Source organism: Citrobacter sp. HN-141, from assembly GCF_033341895.1.
In the GTDB taxonomy this organism is placed as follows: Bacteria; Pseudomonadota; Gammaproteobacteria; order Enterobacterales; family Enterobacteriaceae; genus Citrobacter.
This window is the reverse complement of sequence record NZ_JAWPBF010000022.1, coordinates 20,738-46,336: the sequence shown is the minus strand read 5'-3', so window position 1 is coordinate 46,336 and position 25,599 is coordinate 20,738. Positions and strand designations below refer to the sequence as shown.

At 48.1% G+C, this 25,599-nt stretch carries 33 protein-coding genes; 5 read left to right on the top strand and 28 right to left on the bottom strand.

Features of this window, described 5'->3' with window-relative positions; all coding sequences use genetic code 11:
- Nucleotides 1-42: 42 nt before the first annotated feature.
- From RYZ59_RS21545 to RYZ59_RS21535, 3 genes are all read right to left on the bottom strand, one after another.
- A complete protein-coding gene (locus tag RYZ59_RS21545; protein WP_286627782.1) occupies nucleotides 43-1,449 on the bottom strand; it encodes a YfjI family protein in 1,407 nt (468 codons plus the stop codon).
- Between the two features lie 123 nt (nucleotides 1,450-1,572).
- Nucleotides 1,573-1,809, bottom strand: coding sequence for a helix-turn-helix transcriptional regulator (locus tag RYZ59_RS21540; RefSeq protein ID WP_025798970.1), 237 nt, complete (start codon nucleotides 1,807-1,809; stop codon nucleotides 1,573-1,575).
- A 92-nt stretch (nucleotides 1,810-1,901) separates the two neighbouring features.
- Entirely contained in the window at nucleotides 1,902-2,915 is a 1,014-nt protein-coding gene (locus RYZ59_RS21535) for a hypothetical protein (RefSeq protein WP_025798968.1), read from the bottom strand.
- A 236-nt stretch (nucleotides 2,916-3,151) separates the two neighbouring features.
- Here RYZ59_RS21535 and RYZ59_RS21530 point away from each other — a divergent pair, with 236 nt between their 5' ends.
- Nucleotides 3,152-3,310 carry a hypothetical protein gene (locus RYZ59_RS21530; RefSeq protein ID WP_088903042.1) on the top strand — a complete coding sequence of 53 codons (159 nt, stop codon included), beginning with the start codon at nucleotides 3,152-3,154 and terminating at the stop codon, nucleotides 3,308-3,310.
- Here RYZ59_RS21530 and RYZ59_RS21525 read toward each other — a convergent pair.
- Nucleotides 3,307-3,921 carry a Fic/DOC family protein gene (locus RYZ59_RS21525; protein ID WP_025798966.1) on the bottom strand — a complete coding sequence of 205 codons (615 nt, stop codon included), beginning with the start codon at nucleotides 3,919-3,921 and terminating at the stop codon, nucleotides 3,307-3,309. The genes RYZ59_RS21530 and RYZ59_RS21525 overlap by 4 nt on opposite strands.
- A 4-nt stretch (nucleotides 3,922-3,925) precedes the next feature.
- Nucleotides 3,926-5,242 (bottom strand): tyrosine-type recombinase/integrase, encoded by a 1,317-nt coding sequence (locus RYZ59_RS21520; protein WP_025798965.1) that lies wholly within the window; start codon nucleotides 5,240-5,242, stop codon nucleotides 3,926-3,928.
- Between the two features lie 352 nt (nucleotides 5,243-5,594).
- Here RYZ59_RS21520 and RYZ59_RS21515 point away from each other — a divergent pair, with 352 nt between their 5' ends.
- A complete protein-coding gene (locus RYZ59_RS21515; RefSeq protein ID WP_057063708.1) occupies nucleotides 5,595-6,134 on the top strand; it encodes an NYN domain-containing protein in 540 nt (179 codons plus the stop codon).
- Nucleotides 6,135-6,302: 168 nt separating this feature from the next.
- On the opposite strand, the gene RYZ59_RS21510 is transcribed toward RYZ59_RS21515, so the two are convergent.
- The 17 genes from RYZ59_RS21510 to RYZ59_RS21425 form a co-directional block, all read right to left on the bottom strand.
- Nucleotides 6,303-6,494: a hypothetical protein gene (locus RYZ59_RS21510; protein ID WP_001549737.1), complete on the bottom strand. Its 192-nt coding sequence runs from the start codon at nucleotides 6,492-6,494 to the stop codon at nucleotides 6,303-6,305.
- A gap of 2 nt (nucleotides 6,495-6,496) precedes the next feature.
- Nucleotides 6,497-8,158, bottom strand: coding sequence for a terminase large subunit (locus tag RYZ59_RS21505; protein WP_001549738.1), 1,662 nt, complete (start codon nucleotides 8,156-8,158; stop codon nucleotides 6,497-6,499).
- Complete coding sequence (locus RYZ59_RS21500) at nucleotides 8,142-8,498, bottom strand: phage terminase small subunit P27 family (protein WP_000113647.1); 357 nt, start codon at nucleotides 8,496-8,498, stop codon at nucleotides 8,142-8,144. The genes RYZ59_RS21505 and RYZ59_RS21500 overlap by 17 nt, the downstream gene beginning before the upstream one ends.
- 275 nt (nucleotides 8,499-8,773) lie before the next feature.
- Nucleotides 8,774-9,217 carry an HNH endonuclease signature motif containing protein gene (locus tag RYZ59_RS21490; protein ID WP_136392388.1) on the bottom strand — a complete coding sequence of 148 codons (444 nt, stop codon included), beginning with the start codon at nucleotides 9,215-9,217 and terminating at the stop codon, nucleotides 8,774-8,776.
- Entirely contained in the window at nucleotides 9,217-9,510 is a 294-nt protein-coding gene (locus tag RYZ59_RS21485) for a head-tail connector protein (protein ID WP_001549740.1), read from the bottom strand. Before RYZ59_RS21485 ends, RYZ59_RS21490 begins: the two co-directional genes overlap by 1 nt.
- Entirely contained in the window at nucleotides 9,503-9,841 is a 339-nt protein-coding gene (locus RYZ59_RS21480) for a phage head closure protein (RefSeq protein ID WP_001549741.1), read from the bottom strand. The genes RYZ59_RS21485 and RYZ59_RS21480 overlap by 8 nt, the downstream gene beginning before the upstream one ends.
- A complete protein-coding gene (locus RYZ59_RS21475) occupies nucleotides 9,838-11,073 on the bottom strand; it encodes a phage portal protein (protein WP_286633988.1) in 1,236 nt (411 codons plus the stop codon). The genes RYZ59_RS21480 and RYZ59_RS21475 overlap by 4 nt, the downstream gene beginning before the upstream one ends.
- A 1-nt stretch (nucleotide 11,074) precedes the next feature.
- Complete coding sequence (locus RYZ59_RS21470; protein ID WP_239605606.1) at nucleotides 11,075-11,635, bottom strand: HK97 family phage prohead protease; 561 nt, start codon at nucleotides 11,633-11,635, stop codon at nucleotides 11,075-11,077.
- Nucleotides 11,636-11,637: 2 nt separating this feature from the next.
- Nucleotides 11,638-12,177 (bottom strand): HNH endonuclease, encoded by a 540-nt coding sequence (locus RYZ59_RS21465; protein WP_048213275.1) that lies wholly within the window; start codon nucleotides 12,175-12,177, stop codon nucleotides 11,638-11,640.
- A gap of 41 nt (nucleotides 12,178-12,218) precedes the next feature.
- On the bottom strand, nucleotides 12,219-13,385 hold the full coding sequence (locus tag RYZ59_RS21460) for a phage major capsid protein (RefSeq protein ID WP_048213276.1): 1,167 nt from the start codon (nucleotides 13,383-13,385) through the stop codon (nucleotides 12,219-12,221).
- Between the two features lie 232 nt (nucleotides 13,386-13,617).
- Nucleotides 13,618-13,917, bottom strand: coding sequence for a hypothetical protein (locus RYZ59_RS21455; protein WP_048213277.1), 300 nt, complete (start codon nucleotides 13,915-13,917; stop codon nucleotides 13,618-13,620).
- A gap of 13 nt (nucleotides 13,918-13,930) precedes the next feature.
- On the bottom strand, nucleotides 13,931-14,152 hold the full coding sequence (locus RYZ59_RS21450) for a hypothetical protein (protein ID WP_048213278.1): 222 nt from the start codon (nucleotides 14,150-14,152) through the stop codon (nucleotides 13,931-13,933).
- A 292-nt stretch (nucleotides 14,153-14,444) separates the two neighbouring features.
- Nucleotides 14,445-16,244 carry a primase-like DNA-binding domain-containing protein gene (locus tag RYZ59_RS21445; protein ID WP_318050578.1) on the bottom strand — a complete coding sequence of 600 codons (1,800 nt, stop codon included), beginning with the start codon at nucleotides 16,242-16,244 and terminating at the stop codon, nucleotides 14,445-14,447.
- A complete protein-coding gene (locus RYZ59_RS21440; protein ID WP_313850561.1) occupies nucleotides 16,241-16,609 on the bottom strand; it encodes a hypothetical protein in 369 nt (122 codons plus the stop codon). The genes RYZ59_RS21445 and RYZ59_RS21440 overlap by 4 nt, the downstream gene beginning before the upstream one ends.
- Nucleotides 16,606-16,914, bottom strand: coding sequence for a hypothetical protein (locus RYZ59_RS21435; RefSeq protein ID WP_181553076.1), 309 nt, complete (start codon nucleotides 16,912-16,914; stop codon nucleotides 16,606-16,608). The genes RYZ59_RS21440 and RYZ59_RS21435 overlap by 4 nt, the downstream gene beginning before the upstream one ends.
- Nucleotides 16,907-17,098 (bottom strand): hypothetical protein, encoded by a 192-nt coding sequence (locus RYZ59_RS21430; RefSeq protein WP_241424418.1) that lies wholly within the window; start codon nucleotides 17,096-17,098, stop codon nucleotides 16,907-16,909. The genes RYZ59_RS21435 and RYZ59_RS21430 overlap by 8 nt, the downstream gene beginning before the upstream one ends.
- Nucleotides 17,091-17,339, bottom strand: a complete 249-nt coding sequence (locus RYZ59_RS21425; protein ID WP_234693088.1) for a host cell division inhibitor Icd-like protein — start codon at nucleotides 17,337-17,339, stop codon at nucleotides 17,091-17,093. Before RYZ59_RS21425 ends, RYZ59_RS21430 begins: the two co-directional genes overlap by 8 nt.
- A gap of 133 nt (nucleotides 17,340-17,472) precedes the next feature.
- On the opposite strand from RYZ59_RS21425, the gene RYZ59_RS21420 reads away from it, so the two are divergent.
- Nucleotides 17,473-17,664: a toxin-antitoxin system HicB family antitoxin gene (locus tag RYZ59_RS21420; RefSeq protein WP_080950105.1), complete on the top strand. Its 192-nt coding sequence runs from the start codon at nucleotides 17,473-17,475 to the stop codon at nucleotides 17,662-17,664.
- Nucleotides 17,665-18,155: 491 nt separating this feature from the next.
- Here the strand turns inward: RYZ59_RS21420 and RYZ59_RS21415 are convergent, their stop codons facing one another.
- From RYZ59_RS21415 to RYZ59_RS21405, 3 genes are all read right to left on the bottom strand, one after another.
- Complete coding sequence (locus tag RYZ59_RS21415) at nucleotides 18,156-18,365, bottom strand: helix-turn-helix domain-containing protein (RefSeq protein WP_024153891.1); 210 nt, start codon at nucleotides 18,363-18,365, stop codon at nucleotides 18,156-18,158.
- A gap of 121 nt (nucleotides 18,366-18,486) precedes the next feature.
- Entirely contained in the window at nucleotides 18,487-19,086 is a 600-nt protein-coding gene (locus tag RYZ59_RS21410) for a hypothetical protein (RefSeq protein WP_318050589.1), read from the bottom strand.
- Nucleotides 19,076-20,500, bottom strand: a complete 1,425-nt coding sequence (locus tag RYZ59_RS21405) for an integrase family protein (RefSeq protein WP_318050591.1) — start codon at nucleotides 20,498-20,500, stop codon at nucleotides 19,076-19,078. The genes RYZ59_RS21410 and RYZ59_RS21405 overlap by 11 nt, the downstream gene beginning before the upstream one ends.
- Before the next feature lie 990 nt (nucleotides 20,501-21,490).
- Between RYZ59_RS21405 and RYZ59_RS21400 the strand changes: the two genes are divergently transcribed.
- Together RYZ59_RS21400 and RYZ59_RS21395 are read left to right on the top strand one after the other, a co-directional pair.
- A complete protein-coding gene (locus RYZ59_RS21400) occupies nucleotides 21,491-21,973 on the top strand; it encodes an Hcp family type VI secretion system effector (RefSeq protein WP_318050593.1) in 483 nt (160 codons plus the stop codon).
- Nucleotides 21,970-22,446 (top strand): DUF2778 domain-containing protein, encoded by a 477-nt coding sequence (locus RYZ59_RS21395; RefSeq protein WP_318050595.1) that lies wholly within the window; start codon nucleotides 21,970-21,972, stop codon nucleotides 22,444-22,446. The genes RYZ59_RS21400 and RYZ59_RS21395 overlap by 4 nt, the downstream gene beginning before the upstream one ends.
- 551 nt (nucleotides 22,447-22,997) lie before the next feature.
- On the opposite strand, the gene RYZ59_RS21390 is transcribed toward RYZ59_RS21395, so the two are convergent.
- From RYZ59_RS21390 to leuD, 3 genes are read right to left on the bottom strand one after another with little or no spacing between them, the layout of a single operon-like run.
- Nucleotides 22,998-23,963, bottom strand: a complete 966-nt coding sequence (locus tag RYZ59_RS21390; protein WP_318050596.1) for a LysR family transcriptional regulator — start codon at nucleotides 23,961-23,963, stop codon at nucleotides 22,998-23,000.
- A 33-nt stretch (nucleotides 23,964-23,996) separates the two neighbouring features.
- Complete coding sequence (locus RYZ59_RS21385) at nucleotides 23,997-24,911, bottom strand: alpha/beta hydrolase (RefSeq protein ID WP_318050625.1); 915 nt, start codon at nucleotides 24,909-24,911, stop codon at nucleotides 23,997-23,999.
- A gap of 60 nt (nucleotides 24,912-24,971) precedes the next feature.
- Nucleotides 24,972-25,598 (bottom strand): 3-isopropylmalate dehydratase small subunit, encoded by a 627-nt coding sequence (leuD, locus tag RYZ59_RS21380; RefSeq protein WP_318050598.1) that lies wholly within the window; start codon nucleotides 25,596-25,598, stop codon nucleotides 24,972-24,974.
- Between the last annotated feature and the right edge of the window lies 1 nt (nucleotide 25,599).

The following is a 25,599-nucleotide window of genomic DNA, read 5'->3' as shown; positions in this document are numbered from 1 at the left end:
AGTTAGAACAAGCAAGTATATCGATGGTATTTTTTTACTTCATTAAACCCCCCAGGTATCCATCGCCTGTATAAAGATAGTTTTTCCTTTTTTAGCAGCCTTTATCTTCCCTTGAGAATAAAGAGTGCTTAATAATTCATTTACTTTACCGCGGTCCCTGAACCGGTTAGGCCCATATTGCAGTATGGTATTCTTCCTCATATATGGTAAAAGATTTTGATTGCAATATTCTTTTATCCACCAATAAAGCTCATCTGCATCTGTATTGACCATATCTAGCTCCTGTTGTTTGGAAAATAATTTTATATACTCATCTACGTACCATGCACTTATTTCTATAGCAGCTTCAACAGCGGTAAGTGATACATCCCCTTCATCACCATTAAAATAGTGTAATAATGCAGCAATCCTTGCCATATTTTCAGCGATTTTAGATGCATAATCTTTAAAGTCTGAAAGAAACCCGAGTAACCGCATTTCTGTTTCAACTTGATTATAAAATACAATCCATCTCTGTCTTGCTTCTGGCGAGAAATGAAGGCAAATACGTTCATCTTTGTTTTCGATACTCTCATTGACGATCTCCATTAATCGCTCATGGAACACAGGCAAATGTTCACTTGAGACAACAGGATTAGTTATTTGTCTATATCCTTGTGTTGAAAAGGGACGACAAATAAGTGTACGAGCAAAAAATCCTATCCCTTTTGCTATATCCCCTTTTCTTTCAATATATCTATTGATAACTACAGACTGAACCTGTAGGGATAATGTCAATCTGGCATTTTTTATTAACCTCTCAGGTGCGTTTTTCCTTTCGACTGAATAGGTTGCGCCATCCCACATTTTGTTTACAAACGGCAATTCATTTAATGCATAACCATTAAATATGGTCCCAGCCTCATCTGATAAAATGCCAACTGATCGCCAGTCACCACAGAGATACTCTTTTATCGCCGCTGGTGTGGTATCATTAAACGTCAACTTATATCTGACAGGCTCTACAGGATAACTATCTTGCAGCATACTCAGACTTTCACGTGTTATGGTTGGATCTTTGCCACCACGGATCTCTGACTTCAGTTTTGACATCAAAGCTTTCTCTTCCGCCTTGAAAATCTTTACGTTATACCGCCACTTAATTATTTCTTGTTTATATAGGTCAAATAGCCGTTCCTCTAGTTGGTAAATGGGCTTCATTAACAACTTAGTTACCGTGCTCTTCCGTTCCCCAGATTCCGCAATTGTCACAATAAAAAGCGATGTAGGGCTACGCAGATTATTCAATCTACAAACATCAATTCTGTTCTGACAAGCAAGAGATATGACGCCAAGCATCTCTGCTGCAACCATGGAAAGTGGTGCCTGAGTTTGTTGTACTACTTCATAGATTGCATGTCCCGCCCTTGCGGGAAGCACATGTATGGGGAACTCTCGATCTCCCGACATAAAACCTCATCATCATTTAATGTTAAAAGTACCTCCGGTTGAGTTGCTATTCCGCTATTAATAGTGGAAATAGCAAGATGCATTCCCAACCATTAGATGAAAAATACTAGAAAAACAGGATCCTTAGCGCTCACTGATCCAGTAAAGAAGATCGCTAAGCAACCAGCCACACGACTTAGCCCCCAGTGGTTTACGTCGCGGAAACTTGCCTATTTGTTCAAGCTTCCAAGCTGTTGACCGGGAAATCGATGTGATATATTGGCGCTCTTTCTCCCTTACTAAGCGATCTGAAGGTTCGCCATAGTTTTGTAGCGCCTGCAAGCGCTGGTCAGCTGTGGGTTGATTAAAAGATTTGGTCATGATTGCCTCCTGTGGTTTCGGTGGAGACAATCATGTTTCAGAACAGAAGATTTGGGAAGGAATGCAATTTTGGATAAGCGCTTAGTAAGACATTAGCTAAGGGGCTTTTCTAGCCAAGGTTTAACATGATTAGCAGTGAAAATCACTTCGTCCAGTTGATACTCCTGAAGCGCCAGTTCGTTTAATTTTTCCGCGATTACAGACGCTTTCTCCTTGGTATTTTTTATCCCTTCCTTCTTAATAAAGAGGGTGAGGAATAAATACAACCCTTTCTTCTTCTCAGGCGTCAATCGCTGCCTTTTTTCTATATACAACTCAGGCTTTTCAAACCACTCGCAGAGTGTGCTTTCAGAAACATTTCCTTTCCACATTTCGTCGTAGTCGAGTTTAAATTTACTTACAACAGGAGTATCACCGCTCCTTACAACAAGTTTGTTCATCATCAAATAAAGTGCGATGTTGTATTTTGATGTTAAAAATTTACTCGAGAGAGACTTTTCAAGTATAAAATCAACGTGTTTACTCTGTTTGGAGTCAAAAAGAGGAAGAAAAGAATCAAGTACCTTTATATCAATATACAGGTCATTATTGCTAACAAAAGAGTCATCTTCAAAAATCAAATAGTCCTCATCGTAAACACTATAAATATATACTGCCCCTGACAAACCAGCCTTCAAACTGAATGACTTCTTATCAGTTAGAAGATAATTACCATTATTAAAAGCTGATATTTGGGTAGGGACAACTACCCAGTATCCTAACGCACTGCCGGAATATTCATAATTGAAATACTCCCCGCGAATAGATCTTGATATTTTAAAACCTTTAGTGATCGTCAAATGAGAAGTTAATGGTAGGTCAGGGATAAATTTTAAAATTGAATGTGCGTCACTTTCTTCTGACAGATAAAACTCATCCCCATTAGTTATTACCTGCTCTCCGCCTATATGTAGAGAGGGAGAAATGCATCTTGATAGCCTGCACTTTTTACCGCTTCCTCCAAAATACAAAAAAAGATTGATTTTCTTTACAAACCACTCATCAAGAATTTTCTCGACAACCGTATCATCTGAAACTTTTGATAAAGAAACAAAATTAGAGTTCATCAACCCCACCATTAAAATCAATTAACTCGTTGTGTTATAAACCAAATAATATTAAACATCACTTATGATAATACAGATTATGTGATCTTGGTCAAAAATGAGTACAGTTCCGAATTCACCTCTCCGACCGCCTAAGATAACCAGCGGCTGAATTATGCATTTGGTGAGCTGATAACAGTCTTGCTAGCCCCCCCAATCCGCACTAGAATCAGGACTGAGACAGCGAGGCTTTCACGATGACAAAAAAAACAGTACATAGTCAGATCACTAAAACTCAAATCTATCGTTCTGTTGCCAGCTCAACCGCAATTGAAACCGGTGTTTCTGTGCACAAAATTGAGCAGCAACTCAAACAAAATCAGGCACAGGCAAAAGCCGTTGGCCTCGCCCGTTAATCTGGCAAGATGTCGCTCACCAGTTGCATCATAGGGCTGTAGTTTCCTGACACACCAGCCTGTATTGCCTTGAAGTAAAACGCCTTCTGCTCATCCCACAGGCTGTAATCAAGTAAGCCCTTCCCTGCCAGAACCGACAGCACATCGCAAAGTAGCCGCGACAGACGCCCGTTACCTTCTCTGAATGGGTGGATCAAAATAAACTCCACATGGCATTCAGCCAGATAACTTACCAGCTCCAGACGAGCCAAGGATTTCAGCGCACCAGACTGAGCGAGAAACTGTTTCTCGAAACCATCGAGAAGAAGTGGAATCCTGTCGGCAGCGGCAAACTGGAAGCCGTCCTTAGTTAAGTTGGCATTACGCAACCTCCCCGCCCAGTCATACACATTCCCCAGCCACTGGCGATGCCACCTGCTGATGTGCTCAAAAGCCAGCGCCTCAGGCGGCTGGCCCTCAATAAATAGCTGCTCATACAGCATCAGCAGTAGGCCCGATTCCAGCGCCTCCATTTCCTCTTCATCAATGATCCCCAGTTTATTAGATAGCACCAAATCACCAGAGCCCGGCTGATAGCGCTCTTCTGCTGAATTAAGCTCATATTTTGCCAAGCTCTCACCTCCGCCCAAACAAGTTCACAACGTTGTTTTCCTGCTGTCGTTGATAGTTGTTAATCCGATCTTCCCAGATCTCAAGCGCCCTGCGCTTTTCAGTAAGGTAATCATAACGATCATAGTGTTTCGAGCTAACGTCGTTCAAAGCGTGATTCTGGATACGGTCGCGGATCTCTTTGCTGATCCCCGCCTCCCCCATCAACGTTTTACAGGTGCGACGTAAATCTCGCGCCGTGAAAACTTTAAACTCAGGATTAAAAGCCCGGAAATACATGATGGAACGCGCCAGACTATCGGTACGCACCGGTCGTTCGCCGTTGGTCGAGAGCGGGAAGATATAGGGGCTGTTACTTTCCTTAGTCAGTTCTTTCACTGAGGCTAATTCACTTAATGCCGATTCAGTCAGCGGGATCAGGTGCTCCCGTTTGTTTTTCGATACATCGGCAATTACCAGGAGCGTCTTTTGCTGCCAGTCAATCGCGCTCCACTGGCTGGCAATCATTTCAAACGGACGCTGCCCGCCAGCATAAACACAGAAGCGGATTAGGTGCTGCATCAGTGGCCCAACGTTAGTTGCCTGAGCGAACTGCTCCATGACAAAACGTAGCTCTTCCAGCGTTAACCATGTATCACCCACTTTTTCCGCCGAAGACTGTTTCGGTATGGCCGATACCGGATTTACTTCAAGACCGAACGTAATACCCACACTGGTATTCATCGGATCGTTATCGGCTTTTAAGCCGTAGTTAAATGCTGCCATCAGATACGAGCGAATCCGGTTAGCATGCACCACCGCATCACGCTGGATAATGCCTGAGAGGATGGTTTTGATCTGCAGAGGTGTTACATCTTTCGCTTTGGTTTCTCGAGGGATAACCGTGTAGCACTCTTTTTCAAGACGCTTCAGGACATCAGCCCAGGTCCGCTTATTGTCGAGCTTCATCTTGTTAACGTAGCCATGCACCAGCTCATCAAACGATCCTTGAGAGCGATGGATCTGCATAAGGTGCTCTTCGGCCAGGCGTTGTTGCTCAAGCTCTTGTTGGGGCTCTTTTCCTTCAACAAGCCAGGCTCCATACTTTTTCGCCAACTCATTGGCCGTCACCAGCTTCATCTCAGGCCAGATGCCCAACTGGATGAACTTCTCTTTCTTCCCTTTCTCAACGTAATAACGGAAATAAAAAACTTTGCTGCCTGAAGGCTGAACCTTAACGCCAAGCCTGCCGGTGCCACGTTGAGCACTGTTGCTCCACACGTAGTACGACGTACTTTTTGTCTTCAATCCACGTATAGCAGTCTCGGTAAGATTAGCGGCCATGAGGTTACCTTTCTGAGGATAAGCGTTACCTGACCCAATGCCCATTTTGGGTCAGGTAATGGGTCAGGTAAGGATAGTACAATGGGGAAATGAGAGAACCAATCAGAAACAAAAATAACTTCATAACTGATTGATTATAGATAATTAAAAATACAAATAGAGACAATGACGAACAATTAAAAACATACCAATTTTATGACTCATAATCGCTTGGTCGCTGGTTCAAGTCCAGCAGGGGCCACCATCTTTTCAATAGGTTACATCATTTCTTACTTAGGTCATTATTTCTAGGATACCTATAGGATACCGCCGCTAGGTATTATTGAGTATTGGCGGTTGAGGAATTCTGAAAATGGCAAATCTACTTTACGTTGACAATTCCAATGTTTGGATTGAAGGCATGCATGTTGCGGCTTTCAAATCAGGCAAGGTTCCGGACGTTTGGACTGCTGTAAAAGGCAATATTTGCGATCATAATTGGAAAATGGACTTTGGGCGACTCTTTGCATTTGCTGGGGGTGATAAAGTTGGGGTGCGTAAAGCCACTCTTTTTGGCTCCAGACCGCCAAAGAATGATTCATTATGGGTTGCGGCCGAAAAACAAGGGTTTGATGTAGTCACTTATGACCGCAATGTTGCAAACTCTGAGAAAAAGATTGATACCGACATTGTTGCAACAATGATTGAGGATTCTTTTACGATTTTGCAAGAGGGCGATGAGATTACCCTTGTCTCTGGCGATTCTGACTATGTCCCGGCAATAGAAAAACTAACGAAGCGTGGCATAAAAGTACATGTTGTGTTTTGGCAACATGCCGCTCGTGAGCTAAAGCAAGCAGCAACAACATTCACCCCACTTGATGATTATCTCGATCATTTAGCAAAAAAGTAAAACGGCATGAACTAATTTCGATTAGTTAAACGCTTGTTTAAAAAGGCGCTACTCGGCATGGGATAGCGCCTTTTTTATTAATGTTTATACAGATGTTTATACAGCTTTGTCTGAACAAACAAAAAAGCACCAGAACAATACTGGTGCTTTATAGGGGGTGAACCTCTTTCAACGCCTTAATTTATCTGGCTTTCGCCACTGATAGGGAGGCGCTTCCATGCGCTGGCGGTGCCGCTGTTTAGCGGCCAACACCATAGCTGTTTTAGTGCGGATTACCAGCTTATCCTGCCCGTTAAGTTCATGGCCCAATTGACGAGCCATTTCGTCGATCACAGACTCAATTTTCTTGTGTTTGAGCATATTCAAATCCCGGTAAATTCGGCAAGTCGCTGCTTATGGCTATCGCTCATATCGAAAGCAAAATCCTCATGCTCAGCCTGGAAGGTGCCGAACGCCATCAGCGCAGATACCGCAGGATCTATCTTGTTAGAGGATTTCTTTTTGTTGGGCTTAATGTTGGCGTTAGCGTCGGACTCCATCACCACGTTACCAATCGCCCAGGCCAGAACCGGATCGCCCCGATGGCGCACCACCTTGCGGTTTACGAACACCTCAAAGGATTTCGCTACCGGACTGAATTTAAGATAGGTTTGCGGGAACGGCTCCACATCGAGGCCCGCCCCCTGCAGCTGGGTGCGTAGATGCGTGGCGTTCCACGTATCAAAACCCACCAGCCGAATGTTGAATGTTTCGGCATCACGCAAAATATCGTCACGGATGCGGTCATAGTCGATACAGTCACCGGGTGTGGTGCGTATCCAGCCCGCTTTCACCCACTGGCGGTAGATGGCGCGGTTTTTGTTGGCGACGTTAAGCAACTGTGCTTCCGGCAGATAATGACGGGTCAGGAGCCTGATCTCCCTGTCGAACGGGAAAGCGTAGCTCACGCTGGTGATATCGCTGGTAGAGGACAGGTCAAACCCGGCGTAGCACTCCCTTCCGGCCAGATCTTCTTCGGTATAGTCGAGTGCACAGGCATCCCATGCACCGGCACCCATCCACGGCGTGGAGCCCTGACACCAGATATTGAAACGTTTGGTCAGCATTTCCACCCACTGCGACGGTATGCCCCGTGCTTTCTGGATGGTGGATTCCAGTTTCGCCGCGTCAACGGATACATGCAGGTTAGGGTTGGCCTTGATCCACATTTCCGGCTGTTCAACCTCGCTTTCGTCGTCCAGCTCGTAGATCAGGACAAACAGCGAATCGTTGCTCTCTTCCCCGGCCAGAATCTGGCAGCAGTAGTCGTAATGCTGTTTGCAGGCGGAGACAACATTACTCCCGGCGGTGGTAATGGCGAACAGAACCGCCTCAGGACGTGCGCCCATGCCCAGCTCAAGCGCGGAATAAACGCCGTTATCCGGGTGAAGATGGTACTCATCGACAATCGCCAGGCTGGGGTTAGTGCCCTCAATGGTAGCCGCCTTCGCCGCCAGTGGCTTTAACAGGCTGTTGCTCTTCGGAAAAATGACCTTGTGCGCCTGAATATTGACGCGCTTTTTCAGCGGTTTTGACAGCAGACACATCTGGCGGGCATCGTCGAACACGATTCGGGCCTGATCCCGGCTCACCGCCGCCGTGTAGATATCCTGCTGGCCCTTCTCCATCACCAGAAACCAGTTAGCCAGCATGGCGGCCACAGTGGATTTGGCATTCTTGCGCGGCACCTCAATAAACGCGCTGCTGTACTTCCGGCGGCCTGACTCCCTGACTTTAAAGCCCAGCAGGTTAGCAAAGGCGAACTGCTGCCACGGCTCCAGCTCGATTGGCTGGCCGCGCAGCGGGCCTTTGACGTGTGGACAGAGCCGGGAAAAGGCAATAAACCGCTCTACGGTCGCCGTATCGAACTCATAACGGGGGTCATTCAGGTCTGAAAAGTACCTCTCCACGGCCTGTTTTACACGCTTACAGGCCGGAATTTCGCCCGTTTTTATCGCGTTTGCGTACTCATTCCAGACGGTCAAGCTCGTCTTCCTCTTCCGTTTCTACCGGATTCCGGCGGCGGCTCACCGGATCAAAGCCCAGCAGCGACGACATTTTAATCATGATTTTTTCAGCATCGGCCTTTGCACTCAGTGCCGGATTTCGGCTCTCGCCACCCTGGCTGTTAACAATGCTGAACCCACGGCTGGCAAGGTCTTCCACGGCTTTGCGGTACATCGAATAGTTGACGCAAAAAAGCTCAAGGTTGTTCCAGTCGGCGGGTGTCAGATCGCCACGCTCGGCCAGTTGCTTCGCTTTCGCTTTCCACTGCTGCGCGGCTAACTCATCAAGGTAAGCTGGCGGTTTTGGTGGTCTTGCCATAAAAATTTCTCGTTTCCATCGCGTTTTATTTTCAAAAAAATCACCGTGCGTAAAAATTTGAGGGGGCAGGCGGTGCCTTGCAGCAGGGGGTTTGTCTTTAAAACCTCCCCCACCCCGCCCATGCCGCCTGTCAGCGGTTGCGGAAGCATTCCATAAGCTCCCGGTCACGTTGACTCATGCGCTTTGCTACGGGCTTCGTGTGCGCTCTCTGTCTGGCTGGTTGCCATGCCTCGCGCTGCTTTATCAGCCCACTAATCAGCCGCTGCTGTTCCTGCTCAGTCATTGTCAGCCTCATACATCCAGTCATTGCGATGTGCTGCACGCTCTTCCTGCTCACGGTACAGCCCTGCTTTGCGCTTCGCTTTGGTGGTTGGGTCTTGCTGTGTGGTCTTCTGGTTATGATGCGCCTGGCATAACGGCTGGTGATTCCACTCAGGCCAGAACAGAACGTCATCACCGCCGTTGATAGGGATGATGTGATCGACAATCTTTGCAGGAACGTAGAGGCCCAGCTTCTGACACTCAACGCACAGCGGATAGCGCTTAAGGTACTGAGCGCGGTACTTCTCCCATGAGGCTGAATAACCACGGGCGCGACGGTGGCCGCGTCTGGCATCCTCTGCCCGCCACGCTTCCCGCTTATGCTCGTCACACTTGCCAGACTTCACCCGTTTATTGCATCCCGGCTCTGTGCACCGGCGTAGTGGTTGCCACGGCATCAGTACACCCCCACATCTCGGTAGACAGACCACAACGCAGAGACAGCCATCGGTATCTCTTTGGCGTCGGTGTCACCAATCATCGTGCGGTACTCGTACAGCTGAGAGACGTACATCAGACAGCCGATCTTGATAGCCGGGGTGAACTCCAGACCGTTATCAAATCGCTTGCCGATATGCTTCTGGCAGACCTCCAGCGCAGCTTCGATGTACGCCTGTATCAACGTATCTTCGTAATCATCATCAATACGGCAATGCAGCTTTGCTTCTTCCAGACCGATTAACTCACTCATTGAAAATGCCTCCCTTGCACAGCAGCTCAAGCCGGGTGTGATCCACATCAGGAATGACGGCCACGATGCCGTAAACCTGCCCCCGGACGTTTGGCGAGCGGTACAGAATGCGGTTTGCGGTGGTGATATCGTCGCGGTAGCGCGTCCAGATTCGCACAGTGGCTTCGGAGTAAAGCGCCCCGGAAGACATGCGCTCACGCCCGCTGATAGCACGAATTTCAGCCCAGACTGAGGCAAGGTCAGCCCATTCATAGATAACCTGACCAGTCGGGTCGCGGTGAGATTCCGACTTCTGAAAGGTAACGCGGCGTTTCATCTTTCCGGCTCTCATACGTCACCGTCCTTGCTGTCTTTACTGATCTTCACTTCCTGCTTCCATGCCTGACTGAACTCGTCACCACCTTCACGCGGCGGCATACCCTCACGCTCACGGGCTTCGTTCGGGTTCATAATCCCGTTCTTGATACCGCGCTCATAAGTGGCGTAACGCTCGGTAGGTGTGGCACGGAGAAGGTCAGCGGAGTCAAACTCCACCAGATAGCGGGTTCCCGGAACGGGAGAGGCCACCAGCAGCGCGGATTTAATTTGTTGCTCGAAGTTCGCCAGCCACGGACGCATCGTCATGGTGAGAAATGCGCGGCTCGCCTCACTAAAATTGCTGTAGGTGCTGTTGCTGTATTCCTGCAAGAAGATGGGAGAAACGTTAAACATGCGGGCAATGTCTTCAATGGAGAAGCGCCGGGAGGCCAGCCACTCAGCATCCTGATTGCTCATGCCAAGTTGCTTATAGTCCATGCCACCTTCAAGGATCGGCGTTTTCCCGGCATTTCTGGCACCTTTGTAACGTTCCAGCGCATCCATTGCCTGTTTGCCCTTCACGCTGTCGAGCCATTCTTTAGTTACCACTACCCCCGAAGCCATCATCCCATCTTTCATAATGCTGGCACCGTGGCGCTGTTGTGCCAGACCTAACCCCAGCGCCTCACGGCAGATGGTGATCGGAGAGCGCCCCAGAAAACCATCATCGGTGGAGTAACGCAGGTGCAGAATCTCTTCCTGCAGGTAGGTGCGCACAGCCCCGGTAAACGGCTCAGTAACGGTGTATTTATATTTATGCTGGCCGATACGCTCAGGAACAACGCTCCCCGGCGCATACGGGTGCAGGGATTGCGGTTGCCCGTCTCGGCCCCACTGGATCACCGCATAGGCGTTACCGTTCAGCAGACAGTGACGCATCATTGTGCGTTTAAACTGGTAAGGCGTCTGGCAGTCGTTCGGCTGCTCGTTCAGGAGAAAATCTACCGGATGATTGCTCAGCCATTCCCGCGCCTCACGCCCGTTATCATTACGGACGCGGTAAAGGTAGCAGGGCATTGTTGCCACGGCCTCACTGATAACTGACACGGCGTTCATCACCGCAGGCAGAGATTCCGCAGTACCCGCAGACACATATTCGCCTGATCCGGTATTTGGAATCCCTGCCATCGCCAGAAACTCATCAATGGTCATGTTGCGCTGTTCGGAGGCTTCAGACTTATGGCCAAACGGCCAGATATTCCACATATCAGAGCCCCGCTAATTCAGCCCAGCGGCGACGGTTATCGCCAGCTCGGCGCAGTTCAGGATGTTGGGAGAAAAGCGAACGGTGCGCGATCTCAACGCCAGACTCAGGATAAGCAGGCATAGAGGTAACAGTAATCTCCCGCAGTTCGGCAGCGGTAACAGTGCGCAGGTATGGAGACTGGCCGATATCCCACGCCTCTTTCAGCGCCCGGAAGCCAAAACTCATGCCGGAGATATCCCCGCGCTCCACCAGCTCCAGCACATCATTGCCAAGCTGGGTATTCGGCGGGGTCAGCTCGAAGCGCAGCCCGGTATCATCTTCTGACAGTACCAGCGTGCCGGATTTAGTACGGCCCAGCAGTTGGGTATAGTTGTGCTCGTACAGCGCCCGCACATCGCTACCAGATGCCAGGCTGTCTTTAAACGCCCCCGGCGCAAACTGCTCGCGGAACTCATCCCAGATAACTTCTGACAGACTGTTCCAGCGCACGGCATAGCCCACCAGCTTTTTGTTGCTGGCGCTCACTTCGGAGGTACGGATTTCAAAATCGATTGTTTTCATTGTTAATTCAGGCTCCCATGATTTTTATGAAAGCCATGCTTAACTTCCGCAGCTTTCCGGGCTGAAATGGCAAGATCTAATTCATCGAACGAGCCAATATGTTTTGTTTTTTGTCCGCGAGGTTTAATCTGGACTATCCATTTATTGCTGCGCTTATCACGGCGTATGCCTGTCATGCCGCTAGTGTTATTTTTCTGGATAGATAAATTCTTCTGATTCACGGCATGAGTAACCAGCCGCAAATTCGTTATCCGGTTGTCGCTTTTAACATGGTTAATGTGATCAACCTCCATTCCGGCGGGTATAGAGCCGAAATGCATAATCCAGATAACCCGGTGCGCCAGTTGCAGTTTTTTATTTACAGAAACAACTCTGTAACCATTGGAATAACAACCAGCAGACTTTCCGGCATACCGCGCATTCCATGTTTTGGCCTGAGCAACGCTAGAAAAATGGCTTTCAGGTCTTTGTTTCCAGATAAGTGAGCCGTTGGGTTGGTAAGCCAGACAGCAATTAAAATATTCTTTCTCAGGTTCGATCATAATTAACCACCAAAATAGTAAGGGGCCGAAGCCCCTGTTAATCAGGAGCCGGAACCTGACATTTCGAGAATTTTAATCGCGCGGGAATCAACCACTCCACCACCTAAATACTTGTCCGTATGGATTTTCAGGAAACCCGGTTCGGTGATGTTGTCAGGGCGGGTACGCACGCCAGTGGTGTGATCCACGATGAAATAGCCGCGCTTGAAGTCGCCTACCGCGAGGAATGCTTTACCTGCCTCCGCATCCGGCATAGTTTCCAGATACTGAACCGGACGGCCCAGCAGCGTATCGGGAGAACCGGCAACCAGACGATCGCGCCAGATGTAATCCCCGTTACCGTTTTTCAGCTTTTGCAGCGTGGCGGCGGTGTTGGAGTTCATCACCCATACGGCATTTTTGCGGTATTTGGCTTTCAGCTTGTACAGCAGATCGATCAGACCATCAGAGGTGACAGCGGCTGTTTCCATTTTCTCCAGCGTACCGAATGGACGGGTTTTGTCGCTGGTGGCCGCGCGGGCATAAACAAGGAAGCCTTTAGATTTATCTGTACCATCGCCGTTAACAAAATCATTTTCTTCGGTCGCGCTGAAGGTGTCGGCGATTTCAGAAGACAGCCAGCCCAGAATATCCACCTCGGAGAAGTCGAGAATCTCCTGAGTGGTTTTCGGGTAGGCGTAGATCGGGTTGAGTTTAATATCAACGCGCTCCATCTTCGGCGTGGTGGTTTCGGTACGCGCTTCACCTTCTTTGCCACGGTTAACGGTAGTACCTCCCACAGATACCAGTTTCCGGTATTCGTTGGTTTTGGTGGTCTTCACCGTTGCGATGGAGCGCATCACGCTATCATCCTGCAACTGGCGCATAATCTCTTTGTCCAACTCAGGGATAACGGTATAGCCGCCGTCAGCCTGCACCAACGTGGAGAGAGAGCGGGTATCGCCGGTCATGATGTAGTGGCGCAGCTCATCGTTGCTTACACCTTTACCTTCAACAGAAGTACCAGGCAGATTGCGCTGATCGTCGGCGACGGCCTCAAGGCGGGTAATTTCAACTTCAAGCGCATCAGCCTGGGCGCGGAGTTCATCGAACTGCTTGCCCTCTTCATCGTTCAGGCTTCGCTTTTCGCTGTCAGCTTTTTCCAGCATGGAACGCATCTGGGTTTTGAGTGCGGCTTTCTGCTGGCGTAATTCAAGTAATTTCTTCATGGAGTGGTTTCCGTAACAATTAACGTTGAGACGTGAAACCAGCGCGGGAAAGGGTGAGGCCGTTTAATCTTTTTCTGCATCCCACAGGCTACTTCGCGCAGCTTGATTAAACGGCCAGTGGCGGCTCACGTCTGAGTGCCACTCTTTAAGATATACATGTAAAAGATAAATAAAACCCCACATTAATAAACCAGTAATACGGGGTATAAATGATTATAAGTAATTTACAAAACTATTCTTTTGTACAGTCCATAGCATCATCAAGAAGCTGGCGTTTCTCTTTTAGCCCATCAATTAATATATCCAGTTGCTCTTTACTGACTGCAATAACATCACCTGAGAATTGATGTCGCAGGAAGCCATTGTGATCCACAAAAAAGTAAGCCTCCCGCTTTACCAGCTCCCGGTATTCGGTCAGCGGCATAATCTGCAAATCTGTTTTGCTGTCTGGTATGCCGAACATATCTTTGTGCTCAGCAATCTTCTTGATTAGCACTTTAGAATAAATAACGTCATCGGAATTATTTGACATGACAAATACCTTTTTAATGAATTGTTTCGCCGCGTTCCGGCATCTCTTTGCCATATTTGAGCGACATCAGCAGACGGTGTATTGCCTCTTCCGGTTTAAGACCGATCTCCTTTCCCATTTTCACAGCCTTATCTATCGCGGCATTTGCCATTGTCCTTGCGGCGTATTCTGCAAACGGTTTTGGTGTGCGTGGGATAACCAACTCTAAAAAGCACCGATAGATTTCATCTTCCATATCATCACCTCTTTATGCAGAGCTATAAAATTAAAAAATATACGTTTAAGTGTTCACCTGTTCACCTTTGCGAATTTCTTAATTAAATTCATTAGGTTATAGGGTGAATACTACTCTTTCAGGTATTCACTAGTGTTCACCCTACCCTTCACCCTTTAGAGCAAAAAACAATCAAAAGGTGAACAGGTGAATACTTGGTGAATACTTAATAGATAAGTGTTCACCCCTTAACATGCTGTTATAAATAAACTTTTTAACAGGGTGAATACTGGTGAACACTTATTCTATAACTTTACTCTATCCCGCTATTTTCAGAAGTACCGGAACAGGATGGCATCCAGTCGTCTGAGTCATCGTGTAGCGTAACGTTTGACCTGATACCATGCTTGGTCTTCCGCTTTTCGTACTTCTTCCCATACTCAGACATTGCACCAGGCATATCAGTACCGAAGCGCATTAGCGATACTGGCTTGCTCAGACCATTGGCCCGCATATATGCAAGGTAGGCGTGATACAGGTACTTGCGCGGGCTGAATGGCACTATCTCGGCATTACCGATAAACATCCCATCACACGCCACAGACGCCAGCAGGTAGCCGCAGAAGTCCACCAGCGAATCACCCTCACGCTTGATAGCCAGTGCCTCTTCGGATTTCTGCTGCTCGTGCAATAGCCGTTTGGCTTCGTCCTGGCTGGCAAAGCGGGTCAGCAGGTGACGAATGATTACGGCCAGCTCACCCTCTATCTTTTCGGCCAGCATCGTATCTCGTTCATTTTCCGGTACTACCTCGGTGAAATTGAAAATCACCCGGCGTCGCGAGATACCACCGCTTCGATCACTGAAGGTCATGGCGTTGTTATTGACGGCCAGCACTACCGCCTGAATCCGTGTCGAGTATGGTGCTTTGTGTTTTGGGTCGATGGAAACCTTATCGCCTCCCGTAATGGCCTTAATCCCTGCACCGTCGCCAGCGTATCGAGTCATATCAGGCATGATGATCAGCGAGTAGCCAACCACCAGCGCCCTGTCCCTAGCATCCTCCAGCGCTTTCATGCTGGCTGATACGGTATTGGCTTTGCCCGCCAGCATCGTGCAGATTTCCGCCATAACGCTTTTGCCACTACCACCCGGCCCCGTTACCTCAAGGAACAACTGCCAGTCATACCGGTTCGCCAGCACCATAAACAGCGCAGCGAGTACACGATCTGTCTTGCGGTCATTGTTGGCCACGGAACGACGGAGCCATTTCCAGAAGTTCGGCGCATGGGTTTCCAGAGTCTCACCTTCTGCTGGTGGGCTGAAAGGCAGCTCACTGGCGATAAGCAGCCAGTCAGTTTTGCTGTGCGGCCGGAATTGCCCCGTTCGGGTATCAAATACCCCATTACTAAATCCAACCAGGTTTCGGGCCGTCACACCCATCACCGGAAGGCTCAGTTTCATAGTTTCCACCGCTGATTTAATGGCGTTCTGTGAATAGGCCACCTCAGCATCGATATAAATTTGCGCCATTTCACGCTGCAGCTCTTTATCTGGCAACGGGTTCCACACTACGCCGTTATAGTGGTGCACCGTGTCCGAGTCGGCATGAATTGCCAGGTCACCATCATAATGAGCCAGTAACACTTCTCCGCGCTGGCTGGCCCCCATCTGATTCAATGCCGGTGCTACTCCGCTATGGGCTGGTTCGCGTTTCGTGACCGGGAGATCGACAACAACACTATCCGCCCTGATTCTCTCCAGATAATCATGCCAGTCCTCTGGCTGGCGATCGGGAATGCCCTTATACAATTTGGCATCCTGCACTCCGGCCCGCGCCAGCTTCTCACCAATGACGTTAATCAGTATCGGCTCGATGTTTCCGGCCAGATACACACGGGCACTACGGCGCCCTTTATCAACAATTTGCAGGTTATCCAGCTCTGCCAGTTGCTTTGGCCCAAGATAGATAGGGGGCGTTGTATCTTCGGCAATTTGTTTACCCATACCTTCTTCCCATCCCTTTGCATGAGCATAGGCATCAGTCCCGGCAAAAATAATTGCCTCAGTAAATTTTTCCTTTGGCAGATGTTTAAGGTTCGGAGCGTTCTTCATTTTGGGATCCCTCCGCTCATCTGAAATTTGCCTATCAGCGGGTGATACCAGTACGCCGATCCGTATTTACGTTTTGCACTACGCAGCACCAGCCGCGCCGCCTCCCTGAATTTCTCATCAGGAGCCACAAACCCGCCTGATTTTAACCGTACCAGCATTACCCCTGTGTTTTTCGCCAGTTCTTCGGCCTTCTTGGTGGAAATGCCGAACTCCGCCGCCAGCGTACTAACCGGACTCATACCCGGGGGGATTTCGCCACCCTGGCTATCTGTGAGTGATTTAATCTGCAGCTCGAGGTTCAGTACCTTATCCACCAGCAAATCGAGGCGCTTTTCCAGATCGTTAAATTTTACGTTACTGATCATTTGAACACCCCCTGACGCTGTCTGAGCACAAAATTGGCTGTGCAACTGTTCTGCTCCAGAGCCTCAGCTAACCGGGGAAGATTTCGCAGCGTGTCGCCCAGCAACATCATGTCGCGGCGTGCGTTTTCGTTGCTGTATTCCTCACTCAGCGATGCCTCAAGCATCAGGTTTCCAATCAGGGTAAGGGTATTACTGACAGCACGTGATGCCTCACCACAGACGTCAGAAACCTCAGATAAATCATCATCAGAATGTCTTCTGAAATCAGGCGCGTTCTTTACAAGATGATGGTAGATATCACACATTCTTCACCCCCGGTAAATCCACCTGCTGACGCAATTCACGGCAACGCTGGAGAGCTATATCAATCAACTCAACGGCGATATCGCTCTCATCGTCTTTACTCCAGTTCATTTCCAGCGCCGCAGCTAACAGGACTTCCAGAGAGCGAAATTTATCGCCCATATCGAGCATGCTCAGATTAGGCATGGCGCACCTCCAGCCCTGTAATAGTCAGTTCATAAGCACCATTGATATGCTGATAGAGAGGACATTCAGAGCGGATCTTCGCGGCAAAGGTTAAATCCCAGCGGGAATACCACTCTCTGGCTTCTTTTTCCGTGTCGGCGGCAATGCGGATCACTACAGGTGTACAGGTCTGTCCCTTCGGTATACCGAGGAAAAGCCATGTAAATTTGGGGTGAGTTTGGGTATGCTGTTTATCAGCCATAACTGTTACTCCAATTAACGGTTTGGTTAGACGCCCCAGACTGTTGTAGCAGTGCTGGGGCGTTGTCTTTTCTATGCCCGACGTGTTAACGTACGTACATAATAAAATCCATGTTAAGAGGTTACGTACGTACGTGTCAACTATAAAGCGAGATAAAACGCCTAAAGGTGAGGGTTGGTCTCCAACTTTCCAGATAAGAATAAACCCGGAGCTACGCCAGCAACTAAACGATGCAGCAGAACGGGAAGGTGTAAGTTTAGGGAACTGGTTGAAGGAATTAGCTAGGGCTGAATTGCGTCGGCAAGGTATCGAACCAAAAGGTTGAGCAAACGCCAGATCTGGAGTTTGACCTACATTTTTTGTGTAGGTCAGATCCACAAAATCATGGGTAAAAACAGCGGACGTAAAATTGCGCTGGCCTCGACACTCAATATTTGAGTTCGCCAAAACGGGCGAGCACAAAGGAAGGATTTGTACACATCCTAATGCGGTGCGCAAAAACAGGGTATGCGCCACCGGCTCACACTCCCCCCATTGGGGGAAGTATTGCCGGGTGTTGAGAATGCAACCGACTATCTGTGAGATGGTCGCTACTGAAAACTCAGGAGATTGGGTATGCTGCAATGCAGTCCCCCGCCAGGGTGTAAACGCCAAAACTGGCGTAAACCGCGCCAATGGCGCAGTTCCTGTAATCTCAGGAGCGCTTAAGCTTTGACCACCAGCAGCAGGCCTGGTATGCTGATTCTGTTCTCTGTTTTCGGTACTACACTGGCGGCCCGGTATGGTCGCCTTTGTTTTATCCAGCATACATCCCCCTCAAACAGTCTGAGTACGGCGAGTTGATGCCAAATAACCATCAAGATCCGACTTCATATAAATGACCTTGCGGCCGACTTTATAATGAGGAATTTCCACCTTTCCAGTACAAGCCCAATTAGCTAATGTCTGTGTGTTCACACCAAGATAGGCAGCAGCTTCAGCGCGTGTAAGACGTTCAAGATGTTTGGGGGAAGTAACTAAACGCATATTTATCACCATGTATTTCGAGTTAACGATGGTGAGAAATATCTATCTTTAAGTATTTAATCGGTAGAATCGAAGCGCGTAATGATCCTATCACTACGCGCTTTAATATGATCAAAGCGCGTTATGAGGGTATAATTAGCTTAAATGGGGGACATGGGCGCACCTTTTCCTTAGGTCCCAGCCCCTCAGATTTTACCCATCGAGTTAGTGATTGTTCGCTAACCGCACCTTTGAAGTGGGCATAAACTTTTTTAAGCATGGCATTTTTTGTTGTATTAGGATACTCATCCCAAGTTGCTTTCATTATTAGCATTGCTTGATCATATTCGTTCTTTTTCACTCCAGATGCATTGCTCTGGTTTTTTTTCGATATTACGCCCTTAACTTTAATTTGTTCAATATCATCCCTTAAATGTGCATGCATAATTGCTGAATGTGTAAGATATTCTAAACGGGAGGCTGTATTATGCAGTCCGAGAAGTCGCATTAAAAGAACAGTGGTAATCATCGTTCCCCCAACAGTTCCTTTCTGTGAGTCAAGATTTCTAGCCATATCTTTTGCATCAATTCTGAGCGCCATTGAAAGTCTATCTTCTTGTGTCATTCCATCCCATATTGATAAAAGCTCATGCAAATTACTCCGCGTCCGGCTATTAGCATAATCAGCAATAAAATCATTAATTTCGCCAAGCACCTTAGATGCTGCCTCATCACCCTTCATTGCTAACCCCTTTTTCATTCATGATGCCAAATAATAAAAGCCGTTTTTCTTCATCACTGAGACTTCTCAGAGCCAATACAAGCTGCGCGTCCAATCCCTTTTTGCTTTCCACCAGCCCCGCATGCTCCAGAATGGCCCGTTCAATTCGGGTAGCTGGTTCGAGTAGTTCATCAGCACCAAAATGAAGGTAACCCTGCGTAACATCGGCACTCCTCATCGTTCGATGGTTCATTAGCCGTTTGAGGATATAACTACCGACGCCCACCAGCTCGGCAACTGTACCGAACGTGCGGCGGGCATCGTGCCATTTGAAAGGAATTGGCTGGAGCATATCAGGATTTGGGTCAGGAACCGTGGCGGCACTGATACGCTCAATAACATGACGATATTCTTTAATGATTCCTTTAGCGCCAGGAAACACTAAAGCCTCATTTCCGCTTTTCATTTTCAGCCGGCGACGAAACAAATTTAGCAGCGTTTCAGTTATCGGTAGCTCCAGCGGATCGCCGTTCTTGGTGGTATCTATCCAGAAATAGCGACCGCCAATATTCACTCGATCCCAAGTTAATTCGAATATTTCAGATTTACGCAACCCGGTGAACATCGACATTTCGACAGCATCACATATTGCTGCCGCTACATCGTCCCGTCCTTCTTCGGCCTTTACACGAACTACAGCGACGGCATTTAACCAACGAGCAAAGTCATGGGTGCGGATACGCTCTGTCTTTCTGACCGTTCCATGCCACTGACGCTTTGTGCTCAGCACCAGTGTTGGCGGGTCAGGTAACAACGTTATCCCTTCTTCATCACGATAATGATCATGTGCGAAACGATATACGGCGCGTAAAGCTCTGGCCCACAGGTCAGCCTGGGCTTTGCTGCCGCTTCCTACCCCAGCCCGAAGCGTTTCTTTATCAGCGCCAAACCAGACTGAACCATCAGTCACCGCTTTATGCCGATGTTCAACACGTTCACGCGAAATAGTAGCGAGGGATTGTTTCATCCAGTCGCCGGAGTAATTTTGCAAGATAGCGCGATATTGCTTTTCGGTTGTGGGTTTCAGGCGGTGGCCACGGTTCTTAATATAGGCATCCAGCGCATCGGCAAGCGTGACAGAAGCCTTCTCATTGACACGTTTTTCCACATTAGGATTTCTCCCGGTAGTCGCTACGTCGCCCAGCATTTCGAGTGCCTTTGCCCTGGCATTATCAATAGTAAGATCCGGGAAACGGCCCAGCGTGGCGCGGATGAATTTTCCGTTTCTCTTACGTGAGATACAGAAGCTTTTCACACCACTGGTGCCAATACGGATGCGCAGGCCATTAACAATGGTATCGCCGTACTCAACCTGTCCACGTTCGGCTGGTGGGAGGTTTTCGAGCTTTGTTTTCGTAAATTTGAATGTTTCCACAAACACTCCACACCAAGCGATCGGGGTATCCTGCAAATCGCTTGTTTTGCTCCAGGATACCTATAGGATACCGCAAAGGAGTATTTTAGAGTATTTCTGGTTATTTATACAGTGGTTTTAAATCAATTAAGTGACTGAAAATTATAGATAAGTATTTTCAGGTAAGAACTTGCATTCTAACTCATAATCGCTTGGTCGCTGGTTCAAGTCCAGCAGGGGCCACCAAATTTCAAGGGCTTGCGGGAAAACGTAAGCCCTTAGTTTTTTCATGGGTACTGCAACTAAGTAATCCTAAGTTAAGTAAATGAGAAAATTTCAAGGCGATTGAGTACCATGCAGCCTTAACTCAAGCGAACAAAATCTAGAAAACTAGCCCAGAAAGCTATTCAGTGCTTGCTCAACGCTGCTGTACGTCTTCCTTGTTGGCCTAGTCGCAATCTCTTCAGCTACAGAGAAAAAAGTAAAACTCCCACTCAGATCTGAGACATTAGTTGATTCTAGATAGGGCAACAATTTACCTTCATAGAACTCAATTTATTTTTGCATCACAGTTTCAGATCAACAATCCCAAGAACCGCAGTCAGGAACTTCTCACTTCACCAAATAATTTTCGGTGTTCTTAACTTTTTTTAAATTTTGTATTCCCATTTTCTGAGCTAATGACATATAAACTCATTACATATATAGCGTAACATCTGTGATATGATCTATAAATATCCACCCATTCTAATACTATAAAAAATTTATCACTATCAAACATATCAGTCCGAACTTTGTGGTTACGAATGTAATAAAATAGAGACCTCCCTCTAAAATAATCAGTTCAATCTATATGTTCATAAGATATATTTTCATAATATTTTATGAAAAATAATTCATTTCATAAATATCAACGTTATATAAATAAAATTTATAGCACTTTATGTGATAATTTTTTACCTTCAAGGGGGTTATTAATATTTAGAAAAATTCAAAGGTGGAGTTTTTGACATGGCTATACCGGCTTATCTTTGGCTAAAAGATGACGGCAATGCAGATATTAAAGGTTCTGTTGATGTTCAGAATAGAGAAGGCAGTATCGAGATTCATAGTTTCGCGCACGGGTTGCATCTTCCCACAGACAACATGACGGGTAAAATTACAGGTACCCGCGTTCATAGCGCGTTAACGTTCGAAAAGGAATTCGACTCATCGAGCCCCTACCTCTACAAAGCTGTGGCAAAAGGCCAGACGCTGAAAAGCGCCGAATTTAAGTGGTACCGCATCAATGACGCAGGACAAGAGGTTGAATACTTCAACATGCTGTTGGAAGGTGTAAAGGTCGTCTCGGTCTGCCCACTGATGCATAACTGCAAAAATGCCGGTACCGAAAAACATAATCATCTCGAGGCCGTGTCGCTGCGCTATGAGAAAATTACCTGGAAGCACTGTGATGGGAATATCATGTTCACTGATACGTGGAACGAGCGATGATCCATTGCACCTTTCGGCTGAACGGGAATGCGCTGTCAAACCTGAGCTGCCCTGGGATAGGTTTCTTCCCCGCATACTCCGGTAATACAGGGCAACATCGTAATAATCCGGACTCAATCACGGTAAAGAATATTGGCCCGCTGCCGCCAGGAAAATATTATATTGTCGACCGCCCCCGCAGCCTGAGCACTCGCGTAAGAGATGTCTTTGCTACGACATACACAGGATCGGATCACTCAATTTGGTTTGCCCTGTACAGAGTGGACAGCAACATCGACGACCACACTTTCGTCGCTCAGGTAGAAAGGGGAAACTTTAGGCTTCACCCGGCAGGATATGAGGGGATCAGTAACGGCTGCATAACACTGCCTTCTCCATCTCATTTTGCTGTGCTGCGTGAAGCGCTCATGAGAACCCCAACCGTATTGGTAACGGCGTCACTCAAAGCGTATGGCACAATCCAGGTGTATTAACGATGACACCAGCGAAGCAAGCAGGGTTATGGCTCATTCAGTTTCTGTCATTTATCCTTATTTTTTCAGCATGTTACCTGCTATTGCCTGAGGTATATTTGTTCGAGAGTTTCAGCGATATGGTTGGTTTTATTACCGAACAGGACTGGAATGATTTGTTTATGCTAACCGTCCTTTGTGTGTCAGTACTCATCAACACGCTGTTGATTTTTGTTATCGCCAGGCAGAAGAAAAAACACGATTAAGTACCAGCCCGGTCATGCTAGCCGGGTTCCTCTTACCTTCCCCGCTGTAGTTAGCAACAATAGATCCAGCCTTTGCATCATTAGCAACACAATCAAGAGCACAACACATGATGATGGGTAAAGCCGAATACGCCAAATTCCGGGGGTGTCAGCCGCCAGACCGTTTATGCCTGGATTGCGCGCGGGGAACAGCTACTGAGTAGCAACAAAATTGATTTATAAAACGCAATATTTTGCGCAAAAGTGTCAAGTTGAGCTGTTAGAAATAAAAAATCTTTTATACCAAACTAACCCAGCGCCTACTGCTCACAACACGTCCGGTGCTTTGCCGCCTGGCAAGCATTGTGCAAGATATTCAGTGAGGAAATCGATGCAGGTTTTGATACGATCAGAGCTTGATGAACGCCGGGTATATACGGCCCAGATATTCGCTTCCTGATACCACTGGGGCAACACGTGAACCAGCTCACCGCGTGCAATATACTGCGCAACATCCCATTCCGACCGCAATGTAATGCCATGACCTTTCAGTGCCCAAATGAGCACCACGCTGCCGCTGTTGGAAGAATGAAAACCGTTTAGTCGGCAATGTGTCTGCTGCCTGCCATCCGTTAATATCCAGTTGCCAAATGCCGAGTTTTTTTCCTGAATCATCAGACAATCATGTTGCACAAGCGCACTAACAGACTCTGGTTTACCGTGGCGTTCGAGGTACTCAGGGGAAGCACAAAGGATCCGGCGATTAGTGGCCAACTGCCGTGCGATATACAAGTCATTGATGTCATCCCCAACGCGAATCTCAATATCGACGCCCTCCTCCACAAGATCAACTTCACGATCCGTTAGCGTGAGTTTTACCGTGATATCAGGGTAGGCGATCATAAATGACGACAGCGCCTCTGCGACATATTGATGCCCAAAGCCAAATGAGCAGTTGAGGGTGATATGACCCGCCAACACGCCACGTTGATTATCCAGACGACTGACAAAGCCATCCATTTCACTGACGACCTGCATCGCCCCATCCAGCGCATTTTCGCCTTCCGGTGTGAGACGCATCACTCTGTTATTACGGAAAAAAAGCCGGACGTTGAGGCATTTTTCAAGGATAGCGATACGTTTGCTGATATAGGAGGGGGATAGCCCCAGCTCCAGCGCTGCCCGGGCAAATCCACCGTTGCGGGCAACGGTGACAAAAACGAAAAGATCTTCAACAGAAGGCCAGCCCTCAAGGGGCTGGCGATGCTTTTTACCTACAGGCGTCGTTTTCATAACATCGCAGCGAGATGACGGAAAATGACAATGTTATAACACCGATCGCAAAAATGACTGCAGTTTCTGCATGAAGATCTCTGGGATCTCCTCTTGCGGAGAATGCCCGCAAGGCAATGCTTCTCCCTGCACGCGCGTTGCTTTTTCTCTCCAGGTATCCACCACATCATACAACTGCCCTACCGTGCCCTGGGCCCCCCACAGCAACAGTAATGGACACTCAATACGCGCAGACGCATCCGCAGCATCGTCTTCAAGATCAATCGATGCCGCGGCACGATAATCTTCGCAGACCGCACGGATCATCTCTGGATTCTGGTAACAGCGCAGGTATTCATTGAACGCATCTTCTGATGTCGCCCCCGCAGTTTTTAACTGACCTGTAATATGCTTACGCAGAAAAAATGCCGGATCGTGCGCGATCATTGTTTCCGGTAATGGAAAAGGTTGGATCAGGAAAAACCACCAAAAATAGCGCGTGGCAAACGCCTTATTGGTTAACGCGTACATTGTGGCTGTCGGGGCTATGTCGATGAACGTGCAACACGTCACACTGTCAGGATAATCAAGGGCCAGACGATGTCCCACCCGTCCTCCACGGTCATGCCCGACAAAAGCGAACCGCGGATAACCCAGAATCTCCATCAGCATGACAATATCCTGCGCCATCATACGCTTTGAATAGGTACGATGCGCTGGGTCACTCGCCGGCTTGTCGCTGTCTCCATAGCCCCGTAAATCCGGCAAAATCACCGTGTGGCTTTTCGCCAATTCCGGCGCGACTTTACGCCATGTGATGTGGTTCTGCGGATGGCCATGTAAGAGCACCAACGGTGAACCGCTTCCTCCGGTGGCGGCCCGGATTGTTAAACCATTTGGCAGCCGTACATCCTTTAATGCAAACCCAGGAATGAACGGAGAAGCGCCGCATTCAATAACTGTACTCATCACTGTCTCCTGCGTTCTTTGCTTGCCCGACATTGCCCCGTTTCATCGCCATCTCTTTTCTTAGCCACGTGCGGATACCGGACGCTTTAACCATGGGCGCCGCGCATAATGCTGCGCCTCAAAATTTTCGATCTCTGGCAGATATTGCAGTGTCCAGGCAATCGCATCTTCGCCAGCGGCTAACATCTCTCGTTTGAGTTCACTAATGGCAAAAGGAAGTGTTTCATCTGCTGTCACAATCTCGCAGCGTTCAAGAGAAACCGTGATCAGATTGCTGTCAGCCTTCGCAGCTAACCGTGCCAGACGAGCCAGAGACGCGTCATCCAAAGAGATTGTCAGGAGCCCGTTGCGCTGGCAGTTGTCATCAAAAATCCCGGCGAAAGTGGAACCTAACAGCGCCCGGATGCCCAACTGTTTTAATCCCCAAACGGCATGTTCGCGGCTCGATCCGCAGCCAAAGTTGGGGCCGACCAGCAAAAACGTCGCGTCCTGCCAGCCTGGCATATTGAGAATAAAATCGGGATTAGGCTGACCATTGCCCAGGAAACGACGATCGAAAAACACCCCTTTATTCAACCCCTGACGATCGATCCCTTTCAGGAACTGCTTCGGCATAATCACATCGGTGTCGATATTCGGTTCCAGCATTGGCGCAATTCGCCCGCTAATTTGCTTAAACGTATCCATC

Excerpts from the sequence above, each read along its gene's own strand:
- RYZ59_RS21535 (WP_025798968.1), bottom strand. The coding sequence starts at position 2,915 with ATGAACTCTAATTTTGTTTCTTTATCAAAAGTTTCAGATGATACGGTT.
- RYZ59_RS21440 (WP_313850561.1), bottom strand. The coding sequence starts at position 16,609 with ATGATCAGTAACGTAAAATTTAACGATCTGGAAAAGCGCCTCGATTTG.
- RYZ59_RS21540 (WP_025798970.1), bottom strand. The coding sequence starts at position 1,809 with ATGACCAAATCTTTTAATCAACCCACAGCTGACCAGCGCTTGCAGGCG.
- RYZ59_RS21520 (WP_025798965.1), bottom strand. The coding sequence starts at position 5,242 with ATGGCCGCTAATCTTACCGAGACTGCTATACGTGGATTGAAGACAAAA.
- RYZ59_RS21450 (WP_048213278.1), bottom strand. The coding sequence starts at position 14,152 with ATGGAAGATGAAATCTATCGGTGCTTTTTAGAGTTGGTTATCCCACGC.
- RYZ59_RS21435 (WP_181553076.1), bottom strand. The coding sequence starts at position 16,914 with ATGTGTGATATCTACCATCATCTTGTAAAGAACGCGCCTGATTTCAGA.
- RYZ59_RS21545 (WP_286627782.1), bottom strand. The coding sequence starts at position 1,449 with ATGTCGGGAGATCGAGAGTTCCCCATACATGTGCTTCCCGCAAGGGCG.
- RYZ59_RS21455 (WP_048213277.1), bottom strand. The coding sequence starts at position 13,917 with ATGTCAAATAATTCCGATGACGTTATTTATTCTAAAGTGCTAATCAAG.
- RYZ59_RS21445 (WP_318050578.1), bottom strand. The coding sequence starts at position 16,244 with ATGAAGAACGCTCCGAACCTTAAACATCTGCCAAAGGAAAAATTTACT.
- RYZ59_RS21475 (WP_286633988.1), bottom strand. The coding sequence starts at position 11,073 with ATGTGGAATATCTGGCCGTTTGGCCATAAGTCTGAAGCCTCCGAACAG.
- RYZ59_RS21410 (WP_318050589.1), bottom strand. The coding sequence starts at position 19,086 with ATGAAGGGTGATGAGGCAGCATCTAAGGTGCTTGGCGAAATTAATGAT.
- RYZ59_RS21395 (WP_318050595.1), top strand. The coding sequence starts at position 21,970 with ATGATCCATTGCACCTTTCGGCTGAACGGGAATGCGCTGTCAAACCTG.
- RYZ59_RS21500 (WP_000113647.1), bottom strand. The coding sequence starts at position 8,498 with ATGGCAAGACCACCAAAACCGCCAGCTTACCTTGATGAGTTAGCCGCG.
- RYZ59_RS21430 (WP_241424418.1), bottom strand. The coding sequence starts at position 17,098 with ATGCCTAATCTGAGCATGCTCGATATGGGCGATAAATTTCGCTCTCTG.
- RYZ59_RS21415 (WP_024153891.1), bottom strand. The coding sequence starts at position 18,365 with ATGCGTTTAGTTACTTCCCCCAAACATCTTGAACGTCTTACACGCGCT.
- RYZ59_RS21390 (WP_318050596.1), bottom strand. The coding sequence starts at position 23,963 with ATGAAAACGACGCCTGTAGGTAAAAAGCATCGCCAGCCCCTTGAGGGC.
- RYZ59_RS21515 (WP_057063708.1), top strand. The coding sequence starts at position 5,595 with ATGGCAAATCTACTTTACGTTGACAATTCCAATGTTTGGATTGAAGGC.
- RYZ59_RS21530 (WP_088903042.1), top strand. The coding sequence starts at position 3,152 with ATGACAAAAAAAACAGTACATAGTCAGATCACTAAAACTCAAATCTAT.
- RYZ59_RS21480 (WP_001549741.1), bottom strand. The coding sequence starts at position 9,841 with ATGAGAGCCGGAAAGATGAAACGCCGCGTTACCTTTCAGAAGTCGGAA.
- RYZ59_RS21460 (WP_048213276.1), bottom strand. The coding sequence starts at position 13,385 with ATGAAGAAATTACTTGAATTACGCCAGCAGAAAGCCGCACTCAAAACC.
- RYZ59_RS21490 (WP_136392388.1), bottom strand. The coding sequence starts at position 9,217 with ATGCCGTGGCAACCACTACGCCGGTGCACAGAGCCGGGATGCAATAAA.
- RYZ59_RS21425 (WP_234693088.1), bottom strand. The coding sequence starts at position 17,339 with ATGGCTGATAAACAGCATACCCAAACTCACCCCAAATTTACATGGCTT.
- RYZ59_RS21510 (WP_001549737.1), bottom strand. The coding sequence starts at position 6,494 with ATGCTCAAACACAAGAAAATTGAGTCTGTGATCGACGAAATGGCTCGT.
- RYZ59_RS21400 (WP_318050593.1), top strand. The coding sequence starts at position 21,491 with ATGGCTATACCGGCTTATCTTTGGCTAAAAGATGACGGCAATGCAGAT.
- leuD (WP_318050598.1), bottom strand. The coding sequence starts at position 25,598 with ATGGATACGTTTAAGCAAATTAGCGGGCGAATTGCGCCAATGCTGGAA.
- RYZ59_RS21385 (WP_318050625.1), bottom strand. The coding sequence starts at position 24,911 with ATGAGTACAGTTATTGAATGCGGCGCTTCTCCGTTCATTCCTGGGTTT.
- RYZ59_RS21470 (WP_239605606.1), bottom strand. The coding sequence starts at position 11,635 with ATGAAAACAATCGATTTTGAAATCCGTACCTCCGAAGTGAGCGCCAGC.
- RYZ59_RS21485 (WP_001549740.1), bottom strand. The coding sequence starts at position 9,510 with ATGAGTGAGTTAATCGGTCTGGAAGAAGCAAAGCTGCATTGCCGTATT.
- RYZ59_RS21465 (WP_048213275.1), bottom strand. The coding sequence starts at position 12,177 with ATGATCGAACCTGAGAAAGAATATTTTAATTGCTGTCTGGCTTACCAA.